Here is a 25,144-nt window from a genome sequence, read left to right on the forward strand (position 1 = left end):
GGTTCAATGCCATGCGCCGCAAGGTCGGCCACAGGGACGATCACGGAAAGGAGGAGAGACCTCCTCCTTTCCCGACCCTGTCGACGTTTCTCGGCCTTGCGGCAGTCATGCTCGTCCTCTGGCTGCTGGCCTACGGGCCGCCGCATTTCCTTTCGGCATCCGATCATCCGGTGCCGTCCAACAACACCGAAGCCGGAGCTTCAAAATGAGCAACTCGAAATCGGCCAGCATCATGGATGCCAGCATCCTGCTTCCCGCCATCGGCGGCGCCTTCCGCAAGCTCGACCCGCGCACGCTGGCCAGGAACCCGGTGATGTTCGTCGTTGCCGTCGTCTCGGCGCTCACCACGGTGCTGTTCGTCAAGGACCTGGTCACCGGCGGCGGCAATCTCGGCTTCACGCTGCAGATCATCATCTGGCTTTGGTTCACCGTGCTGTTCGCCAACTTCGCCGAAGCGGTCGCAGAAGGCCGCGGCAAGGCGCAGGCGGATTCGCTGCGCAAGGCACGCACCGAGACCCAGGCCAAGCTTTTGACCGGTGAAGACCGCACCAAATACAAACTCGTGCCCGGCACCAGCCTCAAGGTCGGCGATGCCGTGCTGGTCGAGGCCGGCGACATCATCCCGTCCGACGGCGAAGTGATCGAAGGCGTTGCTTCGGTCAACGAGGCTGCGATCACGGGCGAATCCGCGCCGGTCATTCGCGAATCCGGTGGCGACCGTTCGGCGGTCACCGGTGGCACCCAGGTGCTGTCCGACTGGGTCCGCGTCCGCATCACCGCCGCCTCCGGCCATACCTTCCTCGACCGCATGATCTCACTGGTCGAAGGTGCCGAGCGCCAGAAGACGCCGAACGAGATCGCGCTCAACATCCTGCTCGTCGGCATGACGCTGATCTTCGTGCTGGCCACCGCGACGATCCCGAGTTTTGCCTCCTACTCGGGCGGCTACATCTCGGTGACCGTTCTGGTGGCGCTGTTCGTCACCTTGATCCCGACCACGATCGGCGCGCTGCTTTCGGCCATCGGCATCGCCGGTATGGACCGTCTGGTGCGATTCAACGTGCTGGCCATGTCGGGCCGCGCCGTGGAAGCCGCAGGCGACGTCGACACGCTGCTGCTCGACAAGACCGGCACGATCACACTAGGCAACCGCCAGGCGACGCAGTTTCGCCCGGTCAAGGGCGTCACCGAACAGGAACTGGCCGACGCGGCCCAGCTTGCCTCGCTCGCCGACGAGACGCCGGAAGGCCGCTCCATCGTCGTGCTGGCCAAGGAGAAATACGCCATCCGCGCCCGCGACATGGCAACGCTGCACGCCACTTTCGTGCCCTTCACAGCGCAGACCCGTATGAGCGGCGTCGACATCGATGGTTCATCGGTGCGCAAGGGCGCCGTCGATTCCGTGCTTGCCCATGTCAACCAGTCGGCAGCCGCCGCCCATGGCACGCGCCCAAGCAGCGAATCCATCCGCGATCTCCAGTCCATCGCCGACGAGATCGCCAAGTCCGGCGGCACGCCGCTGGCGGTCGAACGCGACGGGCGCCTGCTCGGCGTCGTCCACCTCAAGGACATCGTCAAGGGCGGCATCAGGGAGCGTTTCACCGAACTGCGCCGCATGGGCATCCGCACGGTGATGATCACCGGTGACAATCCGATGACGGCGGCGGCGATCGCCGCGGAAGCCGGCGTCGACGACTTCCTCGCTCAGGCCACACCGGAGGACAAGCTGAAGCTGATCCGCGACGAACAGGCCAAGGGCAAGCTGGTGGCCATGTGCGGCGACGGCACCAACGATGCACCCGCCCTTGCACAAGCCGATGTCGGCGTCGCCATGAACACCGGCACGGTTGCCGCCCGCGAGGCCGGCAACATGATCGATCTCGACAGCGATCCGACCAAGCTCATCGAGATCGTCGAGATCGGCAAGGCGCTCTTGATGACGCGAGGTTCGCTGACGACCTTCTCGATCGCCAACGACGTGGCCAAGTATTTCGCCATCATTCCGGCGATGTTCGCCGTCTTCTACGTCGCACCGGGACAGACGACCGGCCCGCTGCAGGCACTCAACGTCATGCATCTGGCGACGCCGCAAAGCGCCATCCTGTCGGCCATCATCTTCAACGCACTGATCATCATCGCGCTGATCCCGCTGTCGCTGAAGGGCGTCAAATACCGCGCCATTGGCGCCGGCGCGCTGCTCAGCCGCAATCTTCTCGTCTACGGCCTCGGCGGCCTCATCGTGCCGTTCGTCGGCATCAAGGCGATCGACATGATCGTCACCGCGCTTGGCCTCGCTTAACTCTTTGTTTTAACGCAATTCCGGACGGAAAACCGCTTCACACTTTTCCTGGAATTGCTTTGAGGAACATCTCCATGCTCACCCAGCTAAGACCCGCGATCATCATGATCGTCTTCTTCACGGTCCTGACCGGCCTGATCTATCCGATCGGCATGACCGGCATCGCCCAGGCGATCTTCCCGCGCCAGGCCAATGGCAGCCTGATCGAGAAGGATGGCAAGGTTATCGGCTCCGAACTGATCGGCCAGGGCTTTGCCAGCGACAAGTATTTCCATGGCCGCCCCTCGGCCGCCGGCGACGGCTACAACGCCGCCGCCTCGAGCGGCAGCAATCTCGGCCCGACCAATCCCAAGCTGATCGACCGCATCAAGGGCGATGCGGAAAGACTGAAGGCGGAGAATCCGAACCAGCCCGTCCCGATGGACCTGGTGACGACGTCCGGCAGTGGCCTCGATCCCGATATCAGTCCCAAAGCAGCCTACTTCCAGGTCGCCAGGGTGGCCAAGGCCAGGGGGATCGATGAAGCCAAGGTCAAGGCGCTTGTCGACAGTCAGGTCGAGGGCAGGGAACTCGGCTTCATGGGCGAACCAGTGGTCAATGTGCTCGGTCTCAACCTTGCGCTGGACGCCGCGAAACAGTGAATGGTGCGGGCTGGGGATCGACAGTATCTCCGGCGCCATCCATGATCGGTCCCGATGCCGGACGACAGAAACAACGACGCCAGACCTTCTCCCGACGCACTGCTTGACCATGCCGAGCGGGAAGGTCGCGGCCGGCTGCGGATATTCCTGGGTGCCGCTCCCGGCGTAGGCAAGACCTATGAGATGCTGATGTCGGGCCGCGCCAGGCTGACCGACGGCGTGGATGTGGTGATCGGTGTCGTCGAGACGCATGGGCGCAAGGAGACACTGGCCCTGGTCGAGGGTTATGAGGTCATTGCCCGCCGCAAGGTCGACTACAAGGGGCGCATCCTCGACGAGATGGACATCGACGCCATCCTCGCCCGGCGCCCGGCGCTGGTTCTTGTCGACGAACTCGCCCACACCAATGCGCCCGGCAGCCGCCATCCCAAGCGCTATCTCGACGTCCAGGAAATCCTGACGCACGGCATCGACGTCTACACGACGCTCAACATCCAGCATGTCGAAAGCCTGAACGACGTTGTCGCCCAGATCACCAAGGTCAGGGTTCGCGAGACGGTTCCCGATTCCATCATCGACCAGGCCGACGATGTCGAGATCATCGATCTCACTCCCGACGACCTGATCAAGCGGCTCGAGGAAGGCAAGGTCTATTTCCCCAACACCGCGCAGCGCGCGATCGAGAACTATTTCTCGCCGGGCAATCTGACGGCGCTCAGGGAGCTGGCGCTGCGCCGCACCGCGCAGCGCGTCGACGACCAGTTGCTGATCCATATGCAGGCCCACGCCATTCCTGGACCGTGGGCTGCGGGGGAAAGGGTACTCGTCTGCGTCGACGCGCGTCCGGGCGGGGCGGCGCGTATTCGCTACGCGCGCAGGTTGGCCGACCGGCTCCGTGCCCCGTGGACGGCGCTGCATGTCGACAGCCCTCGCTCGGCCAGCATGCCCGAAGCGGACAAGGATCGGCTCGCTACGAACCTGCGGCTTGCCGAACAGCTCGGCGCCGAGGTGACCACCATTCCCGGTCAGAACATCGCGCAGGACATTGTTCGCCATGCGACGGCGAACAATTTCACCCATATCGTGGTCGGCAGGCCGACCCGGTCGCGCTGGCGGGAATTGATCGAAGGCTCGCTCACCTACGATCTCATCCGCAACGCCGGTGACATCAGCGTCCATGTCATTTCAGGAACCGAACGCAACGCCGAGGTGACGTCGAGGAGTGTCAAGGCGGCGGACGAGCAGTGGCAGTTCGAGATCTGGCCCTATCTCAAGGCCACGGCCTTTGTCATCGGTTCGCTCGCCTTCGCCGTCGTTCTCGACCAGTTTCTCGACGTTCGCAACCTGGCGATCATTCTTCTCATCGGCGTACTGGCATCGGCGGTAACCGGCGGTCTGTGGCCGGCTCTGTACGCTTGTTTCGCCAGCGCCCTTGCTTTCAATTATTTCTTCCTGGAGCCTCGTTATACGCTGACGATCCGGGATCCGGAGAGCATCGTCGCGCTTGGCGTCTTTCTCGTCGTTGCGGTCATCGCCAGCAATCTGACGGCGCGCGTGCAGCGCCAGGCGGTCGCCGCCCGCTCGCGGGCGCGGGCCACGGAAGACATCTACCTCTTTTCAAAGAAGCTCGCCGGCGCCGGCACGCTCGACGACGTCCTTTGGGCCACGGCCTTCCAGATCGCCTCGATGCTGAAGCTGCGGGTGGTGCTGCTTTTGCCGGAAGACGGGACCATCACCGTCAAGGCCGGCTATCCGCCCGACGACACGCTGGCCGAAGCCGACATCGCCGCCGCCCGCTGGGCCTGGGAGCACAATCGTGCCGCGGGTCGCGGCGCCGACACGCTTCCGGGCGCCAAGCGCCTCTATTTGCCCTTGCGGACGGGGCGCACGGCCATCGGGGTCGTCGGCCTCGACAACGACAAGCAGGGTCCGCTGCTGACGCCCGAGCAGCAGCGGCTGCTTGACGCACTGGCCGACCAGGCGGCGGTCGCCATCGAGCGTATTCAATTGGTTGCCGACGTCGACCGTGCCAAGCTCGCGGCCGAGGCGGACAGGCTGCGCTCGGCGCTGCTCACCTCCATTTCCCATGATCTGAAAACGCCGCTCGCTGCCATCATGGGCGCGGCTGGCACGCTGCGGGATTTTTCAGGCGCGCTTCCCGAACCGGACCGGGCCGAACTGCTGTCGACGGTGCTGGACGAATCCGAGCGGTTGAACCGCTTCATCGCCAATCTGCTCGACATGACCAAGATCGAGTCCGGCGCGATGGAGCCGAACTACGCCTTTCACTATGTCGGCGACATCGTCGGCTCCGCCTTGCAAAGGGCCAGGAAAATCATTGGCGAGCACAAGATCGAGACCGACATCCCCAAGGATTTGCCGATGTTGAAGGTCGACCCGGTGCTGTTCGAGCAAGCGTTGTTCAATCTTCTCGACAATGCGGCGAAATATGCCCCGGCAGGCTCGACGATTCGCATGCAGGGTTGGACCGACAATGGCTCCGTCCTGCTGCAAATCATGGATGAAGGGCCAGGCATTCCTCCCGGCGATCTGGAACGGATTTTCGACACGTTCTATCGAGTGCGCAAGGGCGACCAGATCCGCGCCGGTACGGGGCTCGGCCTGTCGATCTGCCGCGGCTTCGTCGAAGCGATGGGTGGCACGATCATGGCGGCAAACCGGACCGACGGTTCGGGCGCGGTGTTCACCATCAAAATGCCCAGGCCGGCAAATCCGCCCAATTTCGACGCTTCGAATACCGACGACCACGATGTGGGTGACCTGGCATGACAAACTCGAACGTCAGAATATTGGTCGTCGATGACGAGCCGCCGATCCGCAAGCTGCTGCGCGTCGGGCTCGGCAGCCAAGGTTATGCGGTCAGCGAGGCGCCGAACGCGAAGGTGGCGATCGAGCTGATGGAGGCGGAGAAGCCGGACCTCGTCCTGCTCGACCTTGGGCTGCCCGGCATGAGCGGCCATGAACTGCTGCGCAAATGGCGCGACGATGGTCTCGACATTCCAGTGGTCATCCTGTCCAGCCGGACCGACGAGGCCGGCATCGTCCAGGCCCTGGAACTCGGCGCCGACGACTATGTCACCAAGCCTTTCGGCATGAATGAGCTGGTGGCGCGCATTCGCGTGGCGCTCCGCCACAAGTTCCAGCAGCAGGGCGAGAAGCCGATTTTCCAGACCGGCGATCTCAGCGTCGATCTGGTCAAGCGCATCGTCAAGGTCGAGGGCAAGGAGGTAAAGCTCTCGCCGAAGGAATACGACATCCTGCGCATGCTGGTGCAGCACGCCGGCAAGGTGCTGACCCATCATTTCCTGTTGAAGCAGGTCTGGGGCGACTCGACCGACGTGCAGTATCTCAGGGTCTATGTGCGGCAGCTCAGGCAGAAGATCGAGAAGAGCCCCGACCAGCCGCGCTACATCACCACCGAGACCGGCGTTGGCTACCGCCTGCGCGAGGTCGAGTGAGCAGGCCAGGTTTTAGCCGATAGCTTCCCGTGGCTGGCCAAGCGGTCTGGAAACTCGCAAGGCCGCGAGGCAGCCGACAATGCCGAGCGGCACGAAGGCAAGAAACAACCACGACGCGACATTCGCCGCCGCGTCGTGGTTCAGACCTTGCGAAAAGCCGCTGGCGTTGGCGACGATGCCGGCGAGTGCGGCGCCCACGGCATAGCCGATGCGTTGCATGGTCGGCACCGCCGCCGAGGCGATGGTCTGCTCGCCCTCCGGCGCGGAGGCCACGATGACGCGCGTGAGGAAGGGCCAGGCCACGCCGAAGCCGCCGCCTTGCAGCAGGGCGCAGATCAGGATCAGCGGAATGGAGCCCAGCGGTATCGCATACGCAAAGCCTGCGATGCCGGCCGCGATCATCACCGCGCCGCCGACGATGATCAGCCGCTCGCGCTGCGGCGGCGCGTTGGCGACCAGGATCGACAGGATCGACCAGGCGATCGATTCGGCGGCGATGATGTAGCCGGTGGTCAGCAGCGGAATGTCGTGAAGACTGGTCAGCAACAGCGGCCCGTAGACGCCGAAGGAACAGGTCGCCACCGAAAAGGCGGCAACCATGGTCATGCCGGCGCCGACCGGCGTGCGCCACGAGAACAGCCGCGCCGGAAACAGCCGCGAACGCGGCTTCAGCGCGTCGATGGTGAAGAACAGCACCAGGCCTATCAGGCCGAGGGCCATCAGCAGCGAAGAGCGCAGCAAGGCGATGTCGACGCCGGCCAAGGCAATCAGGACCACGGCGACGGCTAGGCAGCCAAGAGCCGCGAACGGGAAGGGCGGCGCCTTGCCCGTGCTCGTCCTGGGCTTCGTCGCCTCCGGCGTGTCGAGCACGATGAAGCTTGCCAGCGCCATGGCAGTGCCGCCGAGAGTAAAGATGCCGAAGGCCCAGCGCCATGACAACAGCTCGGTCATGATCGCGCCGAGCAATGGTCCGCTGAAGGCGGCGACGCCCCAGATCGCCGACATGATGCCGAAAAGCTGCGGCCAGATGGCGCGCGAGAACAGTCGTTCGACCGAGACGAAGGCCAGCGACACCAGCGCACCGCCGCCAAGTCCTTCGATCAGGCGGCCGGCGAGGAACAGTGGCATGGAAGGCGAGGTGGCGCATATCAGCGCGCCTGCTGCGTAGAGCAGCGCGGCGACCACCATGTTGGTGCGCAAGGGGACATAACTCACCAGTCGTCCGGCGGCTGCGCCGGCAACGATGGCGCCGAGTTCGTAAATCGCCAGCGACCAGCCGACGAGCTGTACGCCCGCCAGTTCGCCGACCATGGCCGGCATCACCGTTGCCACCATCGTCTCGTTGGTGGCGTGCAGCAGGATGCCGAGGCTGATGAAGCAGAAGCGCGCCAGGTCGCCGCTTGCCCACAATAAGCGCCAGTCGACCCTGTTCGTGCTGATCTCGGTCATTTCCACCCCTGTCTTGCATATCTCGACGCCAGCGCAGCACGCCAGAAGCCAGTACGGGTTTCCGGCAGGACCATGCGAATCGACAGCGCCGGATCGAGGCGTTGTGGCGTTCGGGGCAGGCTTGTAAAACCTCAACCGGGGTTGAGCTCAAGCGGTTTTTTTGAAGATCGTTCGCGCGGCAGCCTTTCCGGTTGCGGGTTCGTTGCGCGATCAGTTCTCGGTGCTGCGCAGCTGGAATTGGCTGACGCCGATCGCGAGGTTCATGCCGGTCTGCGTCTGCAAGCTGAGCGGCTGCAAGGTGAAGGCCTGAGAGGAGCCGCCGACCAGCAGATTGGCGCCGGCGCCGACGGCGGCCGTCACCTCCGCGCTGGCGCCGATGTAGTCGCCGGCCAGCGCACCCGGCGCATAGATGTTCTTCAGCGGCGTCAGCACGATCCACTGCATGACCGTCTGCTTCGTCGTGCCGATGTCGAGGCCGTATTTGTTGACAGCGCCGAAATAGGCTTCCGGCGCGAAGCTTTTGTCGGCGGGGTTAAAGGTGCAGCTCAGATCCTTGCTCGAGCCGAAGATGAAGCCGGTGCCGCCGCCTATGGCGCAGTCAAGCGTACCGACTTCCATGCCTCGGTCCTGCGCCTGCACCGCTCCGGATAGCGTGGTGAACATGGCGGCAGCTATGGCTGTCTTCAGCATGATGGTTCCCCTCCAAAATCAAACGGCGCGGAACCATCCTATCTGGTTCCGCGCCGCGGAGTGAGGGGCATGGAGCGCACGGCTCCATGCAATCACTTGAATGAATGGATCAACTGGAGCGAGGTCACGGCCACGGCAAGGTTGACGCCGGTCTGCGCCTGGACGCTGAGCGGCTCCAGCATGAAGGCGCTGTCCAGGCCGCCAACCAGCAGATTGGCGCCGCCGCCGGTCACCACGCTCGCTTCGGCGTTGACACCGTAGTAGCTGCCGGCGAGATCGCCTCCGTCACTGTCCCGGGTCGCAGCCAGCACGGCCCAGACGAGCTGGCCCTGATGCGTCTGGCCGACATCGAGGCCGATCTTGGAAATGACGCCTGTGTAAACCTCGGACGGCCCGTGATGATGAGGCCGGAAGACACAGGACACGCCCTTGTTGGAAGCGACGATATAAGCGGTGCCGCCGTCGATGGTGCAATCGAGCGTGCCGAGTTGCAGCTTGCCGGCGCTGGCCGGAGCCACCGCGAACATCGTCGTGGCGAGGGCAGCGGCGCAGGCGAGTTTCTTGATCATGGGAGGGTCCTTTCGCAAAATACTTTCAACAACGGCTTGGGTGGGTAGACCGTTCCGCCGAAAACTTGGCGCGATCAAGGCAGGGGCCGAAAGCCTCCTGCCGGGGTTAATGCGCGGTTGCGAAGTGCGTCCTTTCGGACACGCAAAGAATCCCGCGGCACTTGGATGTCATGCGGATTTGTATGGTAAGCCGAAACCGAGATCAGCTGACGCGGGCGAGGCCATCCTTGGCCGGCTGGTAGGTAGGGTCGAGGCGAACGGCTTCCTTATAGGATTTCGCGGCCTTCGCCTTGTCGCCGCGCCGCTCATAGATCAGCGCCTGGTTGGACCAGGCCTCGGCATTCCTGCCGTCGAGCTTGATCGCCATGTTGAAATCGGAGAAGGCATTGTCTTCGTCGTTGGTCGCCAGATAGGAGAGGCCGCGGCCATTGTAGGGTTCGGCGGCGTCCGGCGCCAGCGAGATGGCGGTCGAGAAGTCCTCGATGGCGAATTTGTGCTGGCCCTGGCTCTGATAGATCAGGCCTCGATTGTGGTAGGCGCGCGCGTCGGTCGTATCGAGCTGGATCGCCTTCTGAAAGTCGTTGAAGGCGTCCTGGGTGCGACCCGCCTTGCGGTAGAGATTGCCGCGGCCGATATAGGCGGCGTCATAGTTCGAGTTGATCTGAATCGAACGGTTGTAGTCCGCCAGCGCGGCTTCCTGGTTGCCGAGGAAGCGCTGGATGAGCGCGCGATTCGAATAGGCCTGGAAGAAATTCGGATTGAGCTGGATGGCTTGATTGAAATCCTTGAGCGCCGCCTGGTACTGACCGCCACGGCCATAGGCCGAGCCGCGCACATTGTAGCCTTCGGGATCCTGGGGATTGCGCTGGATGACCGCCGACAGCGAGGAAATGTTCTCGCTCGACCCTTGCGCCTTGTCGATGTTGTTGAATTCACCGGTCGGGCCCGCCGTTTGGCAGCCGGCAAGCGCCAGTCCGGAGAGCAGGGCTGCTGTCAGGGCGAAACCACGCAATGCGGTCCCGCGCTCCACGCTCGTTGCGTTCATGTCTGCCCTGTCCTCACTTCAAGCCGCGTCGTTCAGGTCCGGCTCCCCCTCCGGACCGGTCACATCAAAACAAAAAGGTGGCGGCGATTCCACATCGCGCCACCTCTGATATCCTTCGAAAAGGACGAAAAATTGGCGTTAGAACCGCGGCGGACGCGGAGCGCCACCTGCACCGCCGGCGGCGCCAGCAGCGACCGGGCGCGGCGTCATCGGCAGCAGGCCTTCGCGCTGGGCGCGCTTGCGGGCCAGCTTGCGGGCGCGGCGAACGGCTTCAGCCTTTTCGCGGGCGCGCTTCTCGGACGGCTTCTCGTAGTGACCGCGCATCTTCATTTCACGGAAAATGCCTTCGCGCTGCATCTTCTTCTTGAGAGCGCGAAGCGCCTGATCAACGTTATTGTCGCGGACGAGTACCTGCACGGGCAATCCTGTCTTTCGGGTTTGATATCAACAGGCAAGCGGCCATAGCCACTAGCCTCCGCGGCGGTTTACACCACGAATTGTGGCGGCTGATAGCAGAATCATGCCGCGCTGTCCACAGCGGAAATGAATTTGCGGGGCCAGCCGCCGTCTGTTTGCCTTGATATAAGGAGCCGACTAGGCCGTCGCGAGGTGCAGCAGCTCGAAATCCTCGAAGAACTCGCCGTAGTCGCAGGTGATCTCCTCGCCCACGGCGATGTCGCGGGTCGCGGTGGCCCCGCCATATTGCGAAAAATCCGTATTCGGATTGCTGGAATGGTTCATGAAGCGGCCATTGTCGACTTCATAGACCAGGAAACCTGGCCGGTCCGGGCTCGGATAGGCATAGCGGTCGAGCAGCTCCCTGAGATGCGGGGGTGCCGTCTCGTATTTGTCCATGGGGATCAGCCGGTCGAAATCCGGATCGAGCCGCCAGATCGAAGCGCCTTTCCTGATCGGCTCCGCGGCGAACACGCCGACACCTTCGATCGCACTCGCAGTCACATAGGTTCTGATCAGCATCATGGTTCCAGACCCCGCTTTTGGACATAAACGGAATCGCCAAATCGCGGCGAAAAATCAAGAGCGGCCGTTTGCCTGGCGGCTATGAACATGCGTCCCGCCGCTGGAATCTTCACGTCCGGTTGATCGACACGCCGCCATCGGCAAACAGAGCCGCTCCGGTGGTGAAGCTCGAGGCGTCGGAGGCGAGATAGAGTGCCGAGCGGGCGATCTCCTCCGGCATCGCGATACGCTTCAAAGCATGCAGGCCTTCGACGAAAACCCGTGATTCCGGGGTCTTGAAGGTTGCCGCCGGTGTGTCGGTGCCGCCGGGCAGCAGCGCGTTGACCCGCACGCCTTTCGGGCCGTATTCGGCGGCCAGCACCTGTGTCAGTCCGATCAGGCCGGCCTTGCTCGCGGCATAACTAGTCATGCCGGGCATGCCGACTGTGTGACCAACGAAGGTGGAGGTGAAGATCAGCGAACCGCCGCCGCGCTCGATCATTGCCGGCACCTGGTATTTGGCGCCGAGAAACGCGCTGGTGAGGTTGGTGTCGAGCGTCTCGCGCCATCCCTCCAGCGGCAGGTCCGAAATCGGCCCCATCCGGCCAACGGCGCCGGCATTGTTGAAGGCGATGTCGAGCCCGCCGAACTTTTCGACCGCCAGATCGACAAGGGCCTTTGCATAGGCTTCGTCCCTGACATCGCCGGCAAGCGCGATGGCCGCGCCATCATTGTCTTCTATCTCGGCGACGAGCGTATCGAGCTCGGCCTGACGGCGGGCGGCGACGATGACCTTGGCGCCTTCCTCGGCAAAGAGTTTTGCCGAGGCCCGGCCGATGCCGGAACTGGCGCCGGTGACGATGGCGATCTTGTTTGCGAGTGCGAACATTTTTGCATCCTTTTCTTCGCGCCGGCCTGACCGGCAGTTGGGGTGCTTGGTCGCAGATCGAGGCAAGGCGAGCCACCCGATACGTGCCAAGATGCTGGAAAGCGCCGACGCACCAGATGCGTCTTTTTCACCACGGCGCAAAACGGCAAGCGCCGTCGCAAACAGCGCAAGGGTGGAAGCGCTGTTTCGCTAGTGATACACCTCGCGCGCCGGGACCGAACGAACGCCGGCCGCCATTCGCGAAGCCTTTTTGGGGCGAGGTTGGGACGTTGAAGAAATATTCGGTATTCGCCATCGCCCGGGAAGCCATGCGCGGCCACAAGGGCTGGGAGGAACAGTGGTCCTCGCCTGAGCCCAGGAAAGAATACGACGTCATCATCGTCGGCGCCGGCGGCCATGGCCTGGCCACCGCCTATTACCTCGCCACGGTGCACGGCATCACCAATGTCGCGGTGCTGGAAAAGGGCTGGCTCGGCGGCGGCAACACCGGCCGCAACACCACCATCATCCGCTCCAACTATCTCTATGACGAGAGCGCCGGCATCTACGACCACGCGCTGAAGCTGTGGGACGGGCTCAGCCAGGAGCTCAATTACAACGTCATGTATTCGGCGCGGGGCGTCATGATGCTCGCGCACAATGTGCACGACGTGCAGGTGCTGAAGCGTCACGTGCACGCCAACCGGCTGAACGGCATCGACAATGAGTGGCTGACGCCGGAGCAGGCGAAGGAATTCTGCCCACCGCTCAACACCTCCAAGGAGGCGCGCTATCCGGTGGTCGGTGCGTCGCTGCAGCGGCGCGGCGGCACGGCCCGTCATGACGCCGTTGCCTGGGGCTATGCGCGCGGCGCCTCGGCGCGCGGCGTCCACATTATCCAGAATTGCGAGGTTACCGGGGTCAAGCGAGCGGCCAACGGCGCGGTGATGGGCGTCGACACGACGCGCGGCTTCATCGGCGCCAAGAAGGTGGGCGTCGTTGCCGCCGGCCATTCCTCCGTCATCATGAACATGGCCGGCGTGCGCATGCCGCTGGAAAGCTATCCGCTGCAAGCGCTGGTGTCGGAACCGGTCAAGCCGGTGGTTCCCTGCGTGGTGATGTCGAACACGGTGCACGCCTATATCTCGCAGTCCGACAAGGGCGAGCTGGTGATCGGCGCCGGCACCGACCAGTATGTCTCCTACTCGCAGACCGGCGGCTTGCACATATTGCAGCATACGCTCGACGCCATCTGCGAGATGTTCCCGATCTTCACGCGCATGAAGATGCTGCGCTCGTGGGGCGGCATCGTCGACGTCACGCCCGACCGCTCGCCGATCCTGGCCAAGACGCCGGTGCCCGGCCTCTATGTCAATTGCGGCTGGGGCACGGGCGGCTTCAAGGCGACGCCGGGATCGGGCCATGTCTTTGCCCATACGATCGCCAGGGACGATCCGCATCCGATCAACGCGCCCTTCACCATCGAGCGCTTCCGCACCGGACGGCTCATCGACGAGGCGGCGGCGGCGGCGGTGGCGCACTGATGATGGCGCAGATCGCTGTCGCGATGCCGCTGATGCTGGCGGGGGAACAAGTGCTGGCGGGGGAACGGGGCATGTTCCATTTTCCCTCGCCGGACGAAGTGCGCACGCAGCCGATCAGCCGCACCGGCAACGAAACCGTCTGGCCGTTTTCGGTCGATGACGGCACGCTGGCCTGCGTCTGGAGTGGCGGCCAGAGAGTGGTGATGTTCTTCGAGGGACGACCCGAAGGACTCGACGAGGCCGAGACATTCCAGCCGCGTCAAGTCATCGTCACCACCGATCCGATGCAGCTCACCCTCGGCAACATGGCGTCCCGCGATCTGTTTCGTCCCGCTGCAAGCGTGGAAGAGCGCATCCGGCTCGTCGCACCGTTCGCGACCTTGGGACAGAAGCTTTGCGATCAACCGGCGGGCGCCCACGTCGGCCACGGCGAATTGTAGGAACCAGGACAATGCTTCTCATCCGCTGCCCCTATTGCGAGGAAGAGCGTCCGGAACTCGAGTTCCGCAACGCTGGCGAGGCGCACATCGCGCGCTCGGCCAATATGGCCGGCGAGAGCGACGACGATTTTGAAAAGTTCTTCTTCATCCGCTCCAACCCCAAGGGCATCATTTATGAGCGCTGGCGGCACATGCATGGCTGTGCGCGCTTCTTCAATGCCGTACGCGACACCGTCACCGACAAATTCGTCATGACCTACAAGGCCGGCGAGCCCAAACCCACCAAGCTGCCGAAAAACTCCAACGAAGTGGTTGCCAAATGAGCGGCGCGTTCCGCATTCCCGGCGCTGGCCGCTTCAGCCAAGCCAAGACCGCGCGGTTCAGCTTCGATGGCCAGTCCTATGCCGGCATCGAGGGCGACACGCTGGCCTCGGCGCTGCTCGCCAATGGCGTCCATCTCGTCGGCCGTTCGTTCAAGTACCACCGTCCGCGCGGCATCCTGTCGGCGGGCGCCGAGGAGCCGAACGCCCTGGTCGAAATCAGGCGCGACGCGGCACGCAAGACGCCGAACGTGCGGGCGACCGTGCAGGAGCTCTATGATGGGCTTGATGCGCAGTCGCAGAACCGCTGGCCGTCACTGTCCTTCGACCTCGGTGCGGTCAGCGATATCGCCTCGCCGCTGCTTTCGGCCGGCTTCTACTACAAGACCTTCATGTGGCCGAAAGCGGCGTGGAAGACGCTCTATGAGCCAAAGATCCGCGCCGCGGCCGGTCTTGGCGTTTCCCCGGACCAGCCGGATCCCGACCATTATTCATCGCGCTATGCGCATTGCGACGTGCTGGTGCTGGGCGGCGGTGCGGCAGGCATCGCGGCAGCGCTTGCGGCGGCCGAGACCGGCGTGCGCGTCATCCTCGCCGACGAGCAGGCCGAGTTCGGCGGCAGCCTGCGTTTCGAGAGCGGCGCGAAGATCGACGGCCAGGACGGTTTTGCCTGGGCGCAAGCTGCCGTGGCGAAGCTCGCCGCGATGGACAATGTCCGCGTGCTGTCGCGCACGACGGCGTTCGGCTACTATGCGCAGAATTTTATTGGGCTGGTCGAGCGTGTCAGCGAACATCTGAGGACCCCCGGCCACGATCTGGCGCGCGAGCGGCTTTGGCAGGTCCGGGCCAAGCGCGTGGTGCTGGCCTCCGGTGCGATCGAGCGCCACATGGTGTTTGCCGACAATGACCGGCCCGGCATCATGCTGGCGGGTGCCGCGCGCACCTATCTCAACCACTATGGCGTCGCCGTCGGCAGGAATGTCGGCGTCTACACCGCCAATGATTCCGCCTATGCAGCGGCGATCGACCTGAAGAAAGCCGGCGTCAACGTGGCGGCGATCGTCGATCTGCGCGACAATCCGACCGGACCGGTGATCGACGAGGCGAGGGCGCTCGGCATCGAGGTCAATTTCGGCCGCGCGGTGATCCGCGCTGGCGGCAAGCTCAGGGTCTCGTCGATGACCGTGCAGCCGAAGAATGGCGGCGGCGAACGCACCATCGCGGTCGATGCGATACTGATGTCGGCCGGCTGGACGCCGTCGGTGCATCTGTTCTCGCAGTCGCGCGGAAAGGTCGCCTTCAACGACGAGACCAAGCGCTTCGTGCCGGGCATCTATGCGCAGGACTGCGTCTCGGTCGGCGCCTGCAACGGCACCGACGGGCTGTCTGCGACGGTCGATGAGGCCTATGCGGCAGGCGCCAAGGCGGCCAGGGATGCGGGTGCCAAAACCGCCAAGGGCAGCAAGCCGAAGGTAGACGCCTCGGAGAGCTGGTCGCGCGGTATGTTGGGCGCGGCGCCCGGCGCCGGGCCGGACACGACGGTGAAGGCGTTTGTCGATTTCCAGAACGACGTCACCGCCAAGGATATCCGCCAGGCGGTGCACGAAGGCATGCGATCGATCGAGCACGTCAAGCGCTTCACCACCAACGGCATGGCGACCGACCAGGGCAAGACCTCCAACATGCACGGCCTGGCGATTGCCGCCGAGGTGCTGGGAAAGCCGATCCCGGAGGTCGGCCTGACCACGTTCCGCGCGCCCTATACGCCGGTCACCTTCGGCGCGATCGTCAGCCATGCGCGAGGTCCGCTGTTCGACCCGACACGCAGAACCGCGATCCATCCCTGGGCCGAGGCGCAAGGTGCCGTGTTCGAGGATGTCGGCCAGTGGAAGCGCGCCTGGTATTTCCCCAAGGCGGGCGAGGACATGCACGCGGCGGTCGACCGCGAATGCGTCGCCGTGCGCAAGACGGCTGGCCTGTTCGATGCCTCGACGCTGGGCAAGATCGAAGTGGTCGGGCCGGACGCGGCCAAATTCATGGAGCTGCTCTACACCAACCCATGGGAGAAGCTGGAGCCCGGCCGCTGCCGCTACGGCATCATGCTGCGCGAGGACGGGTTCATCTATGATGACGGCGTCGTCGGCAGGCTGGCCCCCGACCGTTTCCACGTGACGACGACGACCGGCGGCGCGCCGCGCGTCATGAACCACATGGAGGACTATCTCCAGACCGAGTTCCCGCATCTCAATGTCTGGCTGACCTCGATCACCGAGCAATGGGCTGTTATCGCGGTGCAGGGGCCCAAGTCGCGCGACATCATCGCGCCGCTGCTCGAAGGCATCGACATGTCGGACGAGGCGCTGCCGCACATGTCGGTGCGCGAAGGCAAGATCTGCGGCGTGCCGACGCGGCTGTTCCGCATGTCGTTCACCGGCGAGCGCGGCTTCGAGGTGAACGTGCCGGCCGACTATGGCCAGGCGGTCTGGGAAGCGCTGTGGGCCGAAGGCCAGAAGCATGGTGCGGCTGCTTATGGCACCGAGGCGATGCACGTGCTGCGCGCCGAAAAGGGCTACATCATCGTCGGCCAGGACACCGACGGCACGGTAACGCCGAACGACGCCGGCCTCGATTGGGCGGTCGGCAAGAAGAAGCCGGACTTCGTCGGCATCCGCGGCCTGACGCGGCCAGATCTGGTCGCCAAGGGCCGCAAGCAATTGGTCGGCCTGAAGACCAGGGATCCCAAGGTGGTGCTGGAAGAGGGCGCGCAGATCGTCGAGGACCCGAAGCAGGCGATCCCGATGAAGATGATCGGCCATGTCACCTCGAGCTACTGGTCGGAAAATTGCGGCCGCTCGATCGCTCTGGCGCTGGTCGCCGGCGGCCGCGACCGGATGGGCGAGACCCTCTATGTGCCGATGCCGAACGGGGTGATCGAAGTGGAGGTTACCGGCATGGTGTTCTTCGACGAGACGGGAGGGCGCCTCAATGGCTAAGGCCGCTGCAAGAAAGACGGCTCCGGCTGCATCGCCTTCGGTCGAACGCCGTCCGGCGCTGGCTGGGCGCAGCACCACTGCCGCCAGCGTCAAGGTCGAGGTGCTGCCGCCGGCCGAGCGCGTTTCATTACGGGCGCCGGAGGCTTCGGTCGCAGCGCTTTCAAAGGCGCTCGGCGTGACCTTGCCGAACAAGCCGAAAACCGCTGCCGCGAACGGCGGGCGCACCGCTCTGTGGCTCGGCCCCGACGAATGGCTGGTCATCGATGAGGCCGACAACGATCCGCTCGCCGATTGCGCCAAAGTATCCGCGCTGCATTCGGCGGTCGGCGTCTCGCATCGCAACATCGCGATATCAGTGACGGGTGCCGGAGCGGCGGCGGCGATCAATGCGGGCTGCCCGCAGGACCTGTCGCTCGACGCCTTCCCGGTGGGAGCAGCGTCGCGCACCATCCTGGGCAAGACCGAGATCGTGCTGCTGCGCACGGGTAACGACGCCTTCCGGGTCGAATGCTGGCGTTCCTTCTCGGACTATGTCTTTACTTTGCTGTCCGAGGGATCGCGCGACGCGGCGGTCTGAACTCGGAACGTTTTGCAGGGCACGCTCGTTCTGCATCCGCACGCCGAGGGAGAATGCCGATGCCGTCGAATTCCGCGCCGAAGTCGCCGGTCAAAAAGACATCGGCTGTCCGCTCGCTCGAACACGAGCGGCACGAAGCGCCGAGCGCCGAAGACGAACTCGAGGAAGGCCTCGAAGACACGTTCCCGGCCAGCGATCCGATATCCATCACTGGAACGGCCATTCCTGGAGCTCCGGCAAAACCAGGCAAGGCCAAGACCGTGCCCGGGCGCAAGAGGCGCAAGCCGTAGTTTCCATCGGGCAAGATCTCATCGGGCCTTCTCAATCCCCTTGGACATGCTATTTAAAGCGCTTTGGGAGATGAAAATGCCGACAAAAGCGATCGTATGGGGCGAGAACGTCCACGAGCAGACCAATGAAGCCGTGCGCGACCTCTATCCCTTGGGGATGCACGGCACCATTGCCGCCGCCCTCAACCAGGACAAGGGCATCGAGGCGACCACCGCCACCTTGCAGGAACCCGAACATGGCCTGAGCGAGAAGCGCCTGGCGGCCACCGACGTGCTTTTGTGGTGGGGCCACGCGGCGCATGGCGAGGTCAAGGACGATATCGTCGAGCGGGTGCAGAAGCGGGTCTGGGAAGGGATGGGCCTGATCGTGCTCCATTCCGGCCACTACTCGAAGATATTCAAGCGGCTGATGGGCACGCCCTGTTCGCTGAAATGGCGCGAGGCGGGCGAGCGCGAGCGCGTCTGGGCGATCAACCGCGGCCACCCGATCGCGCAAGGCATCGGCGAGTGCCTGGAGATCGGCGAGACGGAAATGTATGGCGAGCCGTTCGCCGTGCCGGAGCCGCTCGAGACGGTGTTCGTCTCCTGGTACGAGGGTGGTGAGGTGTTCCGATCCGGGCTGACCTACCAGCGCGGTGCAGGACGGATCTTCTACTTCTCGCCCGGCCACGAGACCTATCCGATCTATCACAATGAGGGCGTGCAGCAGGTGCTGCGCAACGCCGTCCATTGGGCGCACAACCCGGCGCCGGCCTGGTCCGGCATCACCAACGCGCCGAACGTGCCGACGGATGCGGCCAAGGAGAAGATCGTGCAGAAGGGGCTGCGCCTGCATGCCGACGGCGACAAGGGCCTGAGTTGATTCGGGCCTGAGCTGATCGGGGCCTGAATTGCTTAAGGCGTGAGTTGATTGGGGCTTGGGGCTAATGCACCGAATTCTTCTGCTCGGCACCGGCGGTATCGCCGGGCATCATGTCGAGGAGTTTGCCGAGATCCCGGGCTGCAGCATCGTCGCCTGTGTCGACCAGGTGCCCGGCCGCGCCGCAGCGTTTGCCGCCGTCAGCAAGATCGGCGAATCTTTCGAGAGCCTGGAGGCGGCGATCGCCTGGGGTCAGTTCGATGCCGCCATCAACGCGACGCCGGATGGTGCGCATATGGCGACGACGCTGGCGCTGCTTGCCCAGGGAAAGCATGTGTTTTGCGAAAAGCCGCTGGCGCCGAACCACGCCGACGCGCTTGATATGACCGAAGCGGCCGAGGCTGCAGGGGTGGTCAACATGGTCAACCTGACCTATCGCAACTCACCGGCGATTCATGAAGCGCGGCGCATGGTGCTGGCCGGCGAGATCGGCGAGCTGCGCCATGTCGAGGCGAGCTACCGGCAAAGCTGGCTGGTCAGCCAGTCATGGGGCGACTGGCGGGTCGAGGACAAATGGCTGTGGCGCTTGTCGAGCCGGCACGGTTCAACCGGCGTGCTGGGCGATGTCGGCATCCATATCCTGGACTTCGCCACCTATGGCGCCGGCCAGGACATCGTCAGCCTGCATGCCGATCTGGTGACGTTTCCGAAGGCCGAGGGCGAGCGCATCGGCGACTATCTGCTGGATGCCAATGACAGCGTGGCGATGACGGCCCGGCTCAGTTCCGGCGCGCTCGCCACGATCGTGGCGAGCCGCTACATGACCGGCCACGCCAACGATTTGTCGCTGGCCCTGCACGGCACCAAGGGCGCCATCAGGGTCGAGACCGACGGCAAGGCATCTAACCTGTCGGCCTGTCTCGGCGGCGATGTCGATCTTCAGCAATGGCGAACGCTGGCGCTGCCCAGTGTCAAGCGCAATGCGCGACGCTTTGCCGATGCGCTGGATACAGGCCGGAATGGCGATCCGTCGTTCCGGCGTGCCGCCGACATGCAGAAGCTGATTGACGCGGCCTTCGAGAGTTCAGCGGCGAAGCTGCCGGTTTCGGTCAGCTGAAGTTTCCACCTGACCGGCTTGTGCCGGCCAGAAGTGATGTCCTGCAAATATCAGAACGAGCTCGGCACGATCCAAGGATTGATGTCGATGCCGAGGCGCGGACCTTTGCCTTCAGCGGTATTTTCCGTGGCGCCCTTCTTCTCGACCGAACCGGTCGAAGCGCAATCGAGCTTCACGTTGGTCTTGGTGTCAACGCAGGCCGCCACCGGCGCATGCTTGACGGGGTGGGTGGTGTTGGCGGCGAAGGCCGAGCCCGAAAGTGCCAGCACGGCGGCGAGGGTGAGGAGTATCTTTTTCATTGTCAGTCTCCGTTTTCGACGGGTGAATTTCTCTCGTACATGTACGATGCACTGTACATATACGCCCGTCGATCGCGAAGTTCAAGGAAAACCGTACGCGTACAATAAATTTTTTGTTAACCAAGAAACCCCCCAGGTCTGGAGGGGATACACAAACCAAAGGAAACGGCGTTCAGCAGTTGACCGGTGTCTCGGTCAGTGGCGGCACGTTTTGCGTGCTGAGCGTGGCAAGCGTGAAATCGCACATCCGCTTCACGAAGGCCTGCGGGTCGCCGAAGGGGTAGAACGGAAAGGTGATGAGCAGCGAGATCGTGCCGTGGCCGACCGCCCACAGCATGGTGGCGATGGCGCGCGGATCGCCCTGCAATTTGCCGGCGGCGACGCAGGCCTCGACCCTGCTGATCAGCACCTTCATAGCAGGGTTGCTCTCTTCCATTTCGTTGTAGCCTTCTGGCAGCTTGGTCTTTTCGGTCATGAACACGGTGCGGTATTCGTTGGGATTGCCGAGTCCGAAAGCGGCATATTCGGTCATCACCGCCTGCAAGGCCTCGATCGGATCGTCGGACGGATGCTCCTCGATGCGGCGGGCAAGCGTCTCGAATGCATCCTCGGCCAGAGCGAACAGGATGTCCTGCTTGTCGGCGAAGTAGGAATAGACCGACATCGGGGCGTAGCCGACCCGCTTGGCCAGCTTGCGGATGGTCAGGCCTTCATAGCCTTCTTCCTGGACGAGCTTGTGCGCGGCCTCGACCAGTTCGGAGCGCAGTTCGGCCTTTTGTTTCTCGCGGCGTGTCTGGACGCTCTGCGGCAAGATCTGGTGCCTTTGGTTGGTTGGTGGCTGGCTAAATTATATACGCTGTACGGAAACGGACAAGGGCATGGGAAGTTCCCAAGCGGTATGCTTCGGATCGTGCCCACGCTCGTCGAAGTTGGCGGCACCCATGATCAACACCGTTGCTCCGTCAAAGCGGCCATCACGCCTCCTTGTCGATCAGCTTCGCGGCAAGACGCGAAAGCAGCTTCACCGCCTCGCCATAGGTCCTGGCCTTTTCGGGATTGGAGGCGTTGCCGTCCAGCGCCCGCTTGAAGACACCCTGGCAGATCGCGGCCAGGCGAAAGAAGGAAAAGGCCAGGAAGAACGTCCAGTTGCCGATACCTGTGAGCCCGCGCCGCCGGCAGTAGGCGGCGACGTAGTCCGTTTCGGAGGGCAGCCCGAGCGCCGCGCGGCTGATGCCGCCCAGGCCGCGAAAACCCGACGCGTGCGGCAGCCGCCATTGCATGCACTGATAGGCGATATCGGCGAAGGGGTGGCCTGATGTCGACAATTCCCAATCGAGCACCGCCAGCACCTTTGGCCGGTCCGGCGCGAAGATCAGATTGTCCAGCCGGTAATCGCCATGGACCAGGGAGACGCGGCCGTCATCCTCCGGTATGTGTGTCTCCAGCCAGGCAATCAACCGGTCCATATCGGCCACCGTGCCGGTCTCCGAGGCGCGGTACTGGCTGGTCCAGCGCGCCAGCTGGCGCTCGAAATAACTGCCCGGTCGGCCGAAATCGCCGAGCCCCACGGCCTCGACATCGACCTCGTGCAGCGCGGCAAGAGTGTCGTTCATGGCATCGTAGATGGCGGCGCGTTCATCGTTGTCGCGAGCCTCCGGCAGGGCCGGATCCCAGAAAATGCGGCCGTCCAGGAAATCCATCACGTAGAACATACGGCCGATGGGCGAGTCTTCCGCCGACAGATGCAGCATGGCAGGCACAGGCACGGCGGTGCCGGCAAGCGCGCTCATTACCCTGAATTCGCGATCGACCTGATGCGCCGATTTCAGCAATTGCCCCGGCGGCTTGGCGCGCAGCACATAACGGCCGCTTGCCGCCGTCAAAAGGTAGGTCGGGTTCGATTGGCCGGATTTGAACTTCTCAACTGCCTCAAGGCCGGAAAAGCCAGGTATGTTCGCCTCGAGGTAAGGCGCAAGCGCTGCCTGGTCGAGAACGGGATCACTCATGCCGTCTCGGGCTGGCGTTCGATCAAGGTCAGCGTCAACCAGCGCGCGGTCAGTGCCGGCTTCTTCGAACCCTCGATCTCGATCGTCACGTCATGCGCGGTCTGCACCCAGCCCGACGGCCTGACCTTGACGTCGGCCAGCACGAACCGCGTGCGGATGCGCGCGCCGGTTTTCACCGGCGCCAGGAAGCGCAGCGAATCGAAGCCGTGATTGACGCCCATCTTGCCGTTTTCCAGCGGCGGCATGGTCTCGAAGGTCATCGCCGACAACAGCGACAGCGACAGGAAGCCGTGCGCGATGGTGCCGCCGAACGGCGTTTCGCGCATGGCCCGCTCCGGATCGCAGTGGATGAACTGGTGGTCGTCGGTGGCGTCGGCGAACTGATCGATCATGCGTTGCGTGACCACCCGCCACGGCGACACGCCAACCTCCTTGCCGACACTGGCCACAAGCACATCGAGACTGATCGGTTCCACGCTCATGTCCTCCAGTTCACCCCCGGCTTCTGTGGCCGGAAAATGTCATTCCTTGAACAAGGTCAGCCCGTGCTGCACCGACTGTCCGCCGTCGATCGGCAGGATGGCGCCGGTGATGTAGCTGCCTGCACGGCTGCACAAATAGAGCGTTGCGCCGGCAATGTCATCCGGTGCGCCGATACGGCCGATCGGAACATGGCTGCCGACATGCCTGGCCTGCTCATCCGTACTGGTGGCGAATGCCGTCATCCGGCTCTGGAAGGGGCCGGGAGCGAAGGCATTGACGGTGATGCGGCGGCCGGCGAACTCGAGCGCAAGGGTGCGGGTCAGATGATGCACGGCTGCCTTGGACGCCGTGTAGGAATAGGCGTCGTCGGCCAGCGGCTGCGTGCCCATCACCGAACCGAGATTGATCACCCTAGCCGGATCGGCGTCGCTGGCGGCAGCGTCGAGCAGTGGCAGCAATTCGCGGGTCAGATGGAAGACTGCGGTGACATTGACGCCAAACACCTTGGCCCAAGCCGAATAGGGGAAGCTTTCCAGCGGCGCGCCCCAGGAGACGCCGGCGTTGTTGACCAGAATATGCAGTTTCCCGGTCCGCGCTTTGACCTCGGTAACGAGTGCGGCAATGCCGGTTTCGCTGGAAACGTCCCCGGCGAAGCCTTCGGCCCGGCCGGATGCGCCAAGCTCGTTCAACTCTTCGGCGACCTGGATGCAATCCTCGCTCTTGCGCGACGCGATCATCACGCTGGCGCCGGCCCTGACCAGCGCGGTTGCCGCCATGCGGCCTATGCCGGTCGCGGCACCCGTCACCAGCGCGGTCTTGCCGGCCACCGAAAACAGCTCGTCCAGATAGCTCATCACAATCCTCCGCGCTCGGCATGCGGGCAAACAGTTCGCGTTGACAAGGCTATCCGAAGTACGGTCATCCTTGCCACTGACAAAATGCCTGGCATGCATGAAGGGTTAGCGACCGATGACGGAGATGAATCTCGGCATGACCGAGCGGCTGAAGCCGATCCACGCGCGCGTCGCGGCCATGGTTCGCGACGAGATCATGCCGCTCGACAGGGAATTCCTGAGCGAGGTGGGCAAGGCAGGCAACCGCTGGGTCTACAGTGCGCGCCAGAGCGAGATCCTCGAAGGGCTGAAGAAAACCGCAAGGGAGCGCGGCCTGTGGAATTTCTGGCTGACCGGCTCGGAACGCGGCTATGGCCTTTCCACCGTCGAATACGCATATCTGGCCGAGGAGATGGGCAAGGCGCATCTCGGCGCCGAGGCCTTCAACTGCTCGGCGCCCGACACCGGCAACATGGAGGTGCTGGAACGGTACGGCTCGGCCGATCACAAGAAGGAATGGCTGGAACCGCTGCTCGACGGCAAGATCCGCTCGGCCTATCTGATGACCGAGCCGGATGTCGCCTCGTCCGACGCCACCAATATTGCCATGCGCTGCGAGCGTCAGGGCGACGAATATGTGCTCAATGGCGAGAAATGGTGGGCTTCGGGCGCCGGCGATCCGCGCTGCGCCATCTACATCGTCATGGTCAGGACCGGCGGCGATGACGAGCCGCAGCACCGCCGTCATTCGATGATCCTGGTGCCATCAGGCACAAGGGGTGTGACCAAGGTCCGGGCCATGCAGGTTTATGGCGATGACGACGCGCCGCACGGCCACATGCACCTTCGCTTCGACAATGTGCGGGTACCGACATCGAACCTGATCCTCGGCGAGGGCAGGGGGTTCGAGATCGCGCAAGGGCGGCTCGGTCCCGGCCGCATCCACCATTGCATGCGCGCCATCGGCCAGGCCGAGATGGCGCTCGAGATGCTGTGCCAGCGTTCCTTGCGCCGCGAGGCCTTCGGCCAGAAGCTGGCAAAGCTCGGCGCCAATTTCGACATCATCGCCGAATGCCGCATGGAGATCGAGATGGCCCGGCTGCTCTGCCTCAAGGCGGCGTGGATGATCGACCAGGGCGACGCCCGCGCCGCAGCCCCCTGGATCAGCCAGATCAAGGTGGTGGCACCCCGCGTCGCGCTCAAGGTCACCGACGAGGCGGTGCAGATGTTCGGCGCGCAAGGCATCAGCCAGGACACGCCGCTGGCGCGGTCGTGGACGCATCTGCGGACCTTGCGCCTTGCCGACGGGCCGGACGCCGTGCATCGCCGGCAGGTGGCGCGCACCGAGCTGAAGAAATACACGCAGGAAAAGGTCTGAGCGTC

General features: G+C 63.9%; 26 protein-coding genes. 14 read left to right on the forward strand and 12 right to left on the reverse strand.

What is annotated here, in order from left to right; all coding sequences use genetic code 11:
• Positions 1-11: 11 nt before the first annotated feature.
• From NKK51_RS18510 to NKK51_RS18530, 5 genes are all read left to right on the forward strand, one after another.
• A complete protein-coding gene (locus NKK51_RS18510; protein ID WP_352440895.1) occupies positions 12-209 on the forward strand; it encodes a hypothetical protein in 198 nt (65 codons plus the stop codon).
• On the forward strand, positions 206-2,299 hold the full coding sequence (gene kdpB / locus NKK51_RS18515) for a potassium-transporting ATPase subunit KdpB (RefSeq protein WP_352554214.1): 2,094 nt from the start codon (positions 206-208) through the stop codon (positions 2,297-2,299). Before NKK51_RS18510 ends, kdpB begins: the two co-directional genes overlap by 4 nt.
• A gap of 74 nt (positions 2,300-2,373) precedes the next feature.
• Positions 2,374-2,940 (forward strand): potassium-transporting ATPase subunit KdpC, encoded by a 567-nt coding sequence (gene kdpC / locus NKK51_RS18520; RefSeq protein WP_023810136.1) that lies wholly within the window; start codon positions 2,374-2,376, stop codon positions 2,938-2,940.
• A gap of 54 nt (positions 2,941-2,994) precedes the next feature.
• On the forward strand, positions 2,995-5,730 hold the full coding sequence (locus tag NKK51_RS18525; protein WP_352554215.1) for a DUF4118 domain-containing protein: 2,736 nt from the start codon (positions 2,995-2,997) through the stop codon (positions 5,728-5,730).
• Positions 5,727-6,419: a response regulator transcription factor gene (locus NKK51_RS18530; protein ID WP_023810134.1), complete on the forward strand. Its 693-nt coding sequence runs from the start codon at positions 5,727-5,729 to the stop codon at positions 6,417-6,419. Before NKK51_RS18525 ends, NKK51_RS18530 begins: the two co-directional genes overlap by 4 nt.
• Positions 6,420-6,431: 12 nt before the next feature.
• Here NKK51_RS18530 and NKK51_RS18535 read toward each other — a convergent pair whose 3' ends face one another.
• The 7 genes from NKK51_RS18535 to NKK51_RS18565 form a co-directional block, all read right to left on the reverse strand.
• The gene (locus NKK51_RS18535; RefSeq protein WP_352554216.1) at positions 6,432-7,868 is read right to left on the reverse strand and encodes an MFS transporter; all 1,437 of its coding nucleotides are present in this window, start codon (positions 7,866-7,868) and stop codon (positions 6,432-6,434) included.
• 210 nt (positions 7,869-8,078) lie between these two features.
• On the reverse strand, positions 8,079-8,558 hold the full coding sequence (locus NKK51_RS18540) for a DUF992 domain-containing protein (RefSeq protein WP_023810132.1): 480 nt from the start codon (positions 8,556-8,558) through the stop codon (positions 8,079-8,081).
• A 92-nt stretch (positions 8,559-8,650) separates the two neighbouring features.
• Positions 8,651-9,127, reverse strand: a complete 477-nt coding sequence (locus NKK51_RS18545) for a DUF992 domain-containing protein (RefSeq protein ID WP_027037654.1) — start codon at positions 9,125-9,127, stop codon at positions 8,651-8,653.
• Positions 9,128-9,329: 202 nt separating this feature from the next.
• Positions 9,330-10,172 carry a tetratricopeptide repeat protein gene (locus NKK51_RS18550; RefSeq protein ID WP_023810130.1) on the reverse strand — a complete coding sequence of 281 codons (843 nt, stop codon included), beginning with the start codon at positions 10,170-10,172 and terminating at the stop codon, positions 9,330-9,332.
• Positions 10,173-10,310: 138 nt separating this feature from the next.
• On the reverse strand, positions 10,311-10,589 hold the full coding sequence (gene rpsU / locus NKK51_RS18555) for a 30S ribosomal protein S21 (protein ID WP_023810129.1): 279 nt from the start codon (positions 10,587-10,589) through the stop codon (positions 10,311-10,313).
• A gap of 177 nt (positions 10,590-10,766) precedes the next feature.
• Entirely contained in the window at positions 10,767-11,153 is a 387-nt protein-coding gene (locus NKK51_RS18560; protein ID WP_352440901.1) for an SET domain-containing protein, read from the reverse strand.
• A gap of 109 nt (positions 11,154-11,262) precedes the next feature.
• Complete coding sequence (locus tag NKK51_RS18565; RefSeq protein WP_352440902.1) at positions 11,263-12,021, reverse strand: SDR family oxidoreductase; 759 nt, start codon at positions 12,019-12,021, stop codon at positions 11,263-11,265.
• A gap of 269 nt (positions 12,022-12,290) precedes the next feature.
• On the opposite strand from NKK51_RS18565, the gene NKK51_RS18570 reads away from it, so the two are divergent.
• The 8 genes from NKK51_RS18570 (at position 12,291) to NKK51_RS18605 (ending at position 20,140) form a co-directional block, all read left to right on the forward strand.
• Complete coding sequence (locus tag NKK51_RS18570) at positions 12,291-13,544, forward strand: sarcosine oxidase subunit beta (protein WP_023810126.1); 1,254 nt, start codon at positions 12,291-12,293, stop codon at positions 13,542-13,544.
• Positions 13,544-13,984, forward strand: a complete 441-nt coding sequence (locus NKK51_RS18575) for a hypothetical protein (RefSeq protein ID WP_352554217.1) — start codon at positions 13,544-13,546, stop codon at positions 13,982-13,984. The genes NKK51_RS18570 and NKK51_RS18575 overlap by 1 nt, the downstream gene beginning before the upstream one ends.
• 11 nt (positions 13,985-13,995) lie before the next feature.
• Positions 13,996-14,307 carry a sarcosine oxidase subunit delta gene (locus tag NKK51_RS18580; protein WP_023810124.1) on the forward strand — a complete coding sequence of 104 codons (312 nt, stop codon included), beginning with the start codon at positions 13,996-13,998 and terminating at the stop codon, positions 14,305-14,307.
• Positions 14,304-17,297, forward strand: a complete 2,994-nt coding sequence (locus NKK51_RS18585; RefSeq protein WP_352554218.1) for a sarcosine oxidase subunit alpha — start codon at positions 14,304-14,306, stop codon at positions 17,295-17,297. Before NKK51_RS18580 ends, NKK51_RS18585 begins: the two co-directional genes overlap by 4 nt.
• Positions 17,290-17,874: a sarcosine oxidase subunit gamma gene (locus NKK51_RS18590; protein ID WP_023810122.1), complete on the forward strand. Its 585-nt coding sequence runs from the start codon at positions 17,290-17,292 to the stop codon at positions 17,872-17,874. Before NKK51_RS18585 ends, NKK51_RS18590 begins: the two co-directional genes overlap by 8 nt.
• 59 nt (positions 17,875-17,933) lie before the next feature.
• On the forward strand, positions 17,934-18,164 hold the full coding sequence (locus NKK51_RS18595) for a hypothetical protein (protein ID WP_352554219.1): 231 nt from the start codon (positions 17,934-17,936) through the stop codon (positions 18,162-18,164).
• 76 nt (positions 18,165-18,240) lie between these two features.
• Positions 18,241-19,026: a ThuA domain-containing protein gene (locus tag NKK51_RS18600; protein ID WP_023810120.1), complete on the forward strand. Its 786-nt coding sequence runs from the start codon at positions 18,241-18,243 to the stop codon at positions 19,024-19,026.
• 64 nt (positions 19,027-19,090) lie between these two features.
• Positions 19,091-20,140, forward strand: coding sequence for a Gfo/Idh/MocA family protein (locus NKK51_RS18605; RefSeq protein WP_352554220.1), 1,050 nt, complete (start codon positions 19,091-19,093; stop codon positions 20,138-20,140).
• Positions 20,141-20,190: 50 nt separating this feature from the next.
• On the opposite strand, the gene NKK51_RS18610 is transcribed toward NKK51_RS18605, so the two are convergent.
• The 5 genes from NKK51_RS18610 to NKK51_RS18630 all read right to left on the reverse strand — a co-directional run bounded on the left by NKK51_RS18610 (position 20,191) and on the right by NKK51_RS18630 (position 23,782).
• Positions 20,191-20,439, reverse strand: coding sequence for a DUF680 domain-containing protein (locus NKK51_RS18610; RefSeq protein ID WP_023810118.1), 249 nt, complete (start codon positions 20,437-20,439; stop codon positions 20,191-20,193).
• A gap of 172 nt (positions 20,440-20,611) precedes the next feature.
• On the reverse strand, positions 20,612-21,250 hold the full coding sequence (locus NKK51_RS18615; protein ID WP_127268963.1) for a TetR/AcrR family transcriptional regulator: 639 nt from the start codon (positions 21,248-21,250) through the stop codon (positions 20,612-20,614).
• Positions 21,251-21,413: 163 nt separating this feature from the next.
• Positions 21,414-22,445, reverse strand: a complete 1,032-nt coding sequence (locus NKK51_RS18620) for a phosphotransferase family protein (protein ID WP_352554221.1) — start codon at positions 22,443-22,445, stop codon at positions 21,414-21,416.
• Complete coding sequence (locus tag NKK51_RS18625; protein WP_281040474.1) at positions 22,442-22,927, reverse strand: MaoC family dehydratase; 486 nt, start codon at positions 22,925-22,927, stop codon at positions 22,442-22,444. The genes NKK51_RS18620 and NKK51_RS18625 overlap by 4 nt, the downstream gene beginning before the upstream one ends.
• 39 nt (positions 22,928-22,966) lie before the next feature.
• On the reverse strand, positions 22,967-23,782 hold the full coding sequence (locus NKK51_RS18630) for an SDR family oxidoreductase (protein WP_128303158.1): 816 nt from the start codon (positions 23,780-23,782) through the stop codon (positions 22,967-22,969).
• Between the two features lie 115 nt (positions 23,783-23,897).
• On the opposite strand from NKK51_RS18630, the gene NKK51_RS18635 reads away from it, so the two are divergent.
• Positions 23,898-25,139, forward strand: coding sequence for an acyl-CoA dehydrogenase family protein (locus NKK51_RS18635; protein ID WP_352554222.1), 1,242 nt, complete (start codon positions 23,898-23,900; stop codon positions 25,137-25,139).
• The last annotated feature ends 5 nt before the right edge of the window (positions 25,140-25,144 follow it).

The organism is Mesorhizobium sp. M0011 (assembly GCF_040324155.1).
Taxonomy (GTDB): domain Bacteria; phylum Pseudomonadota; class Alphaproteobacteria; order Rhizobiales; family Rhizobiaceae; genus Mesorhizobium.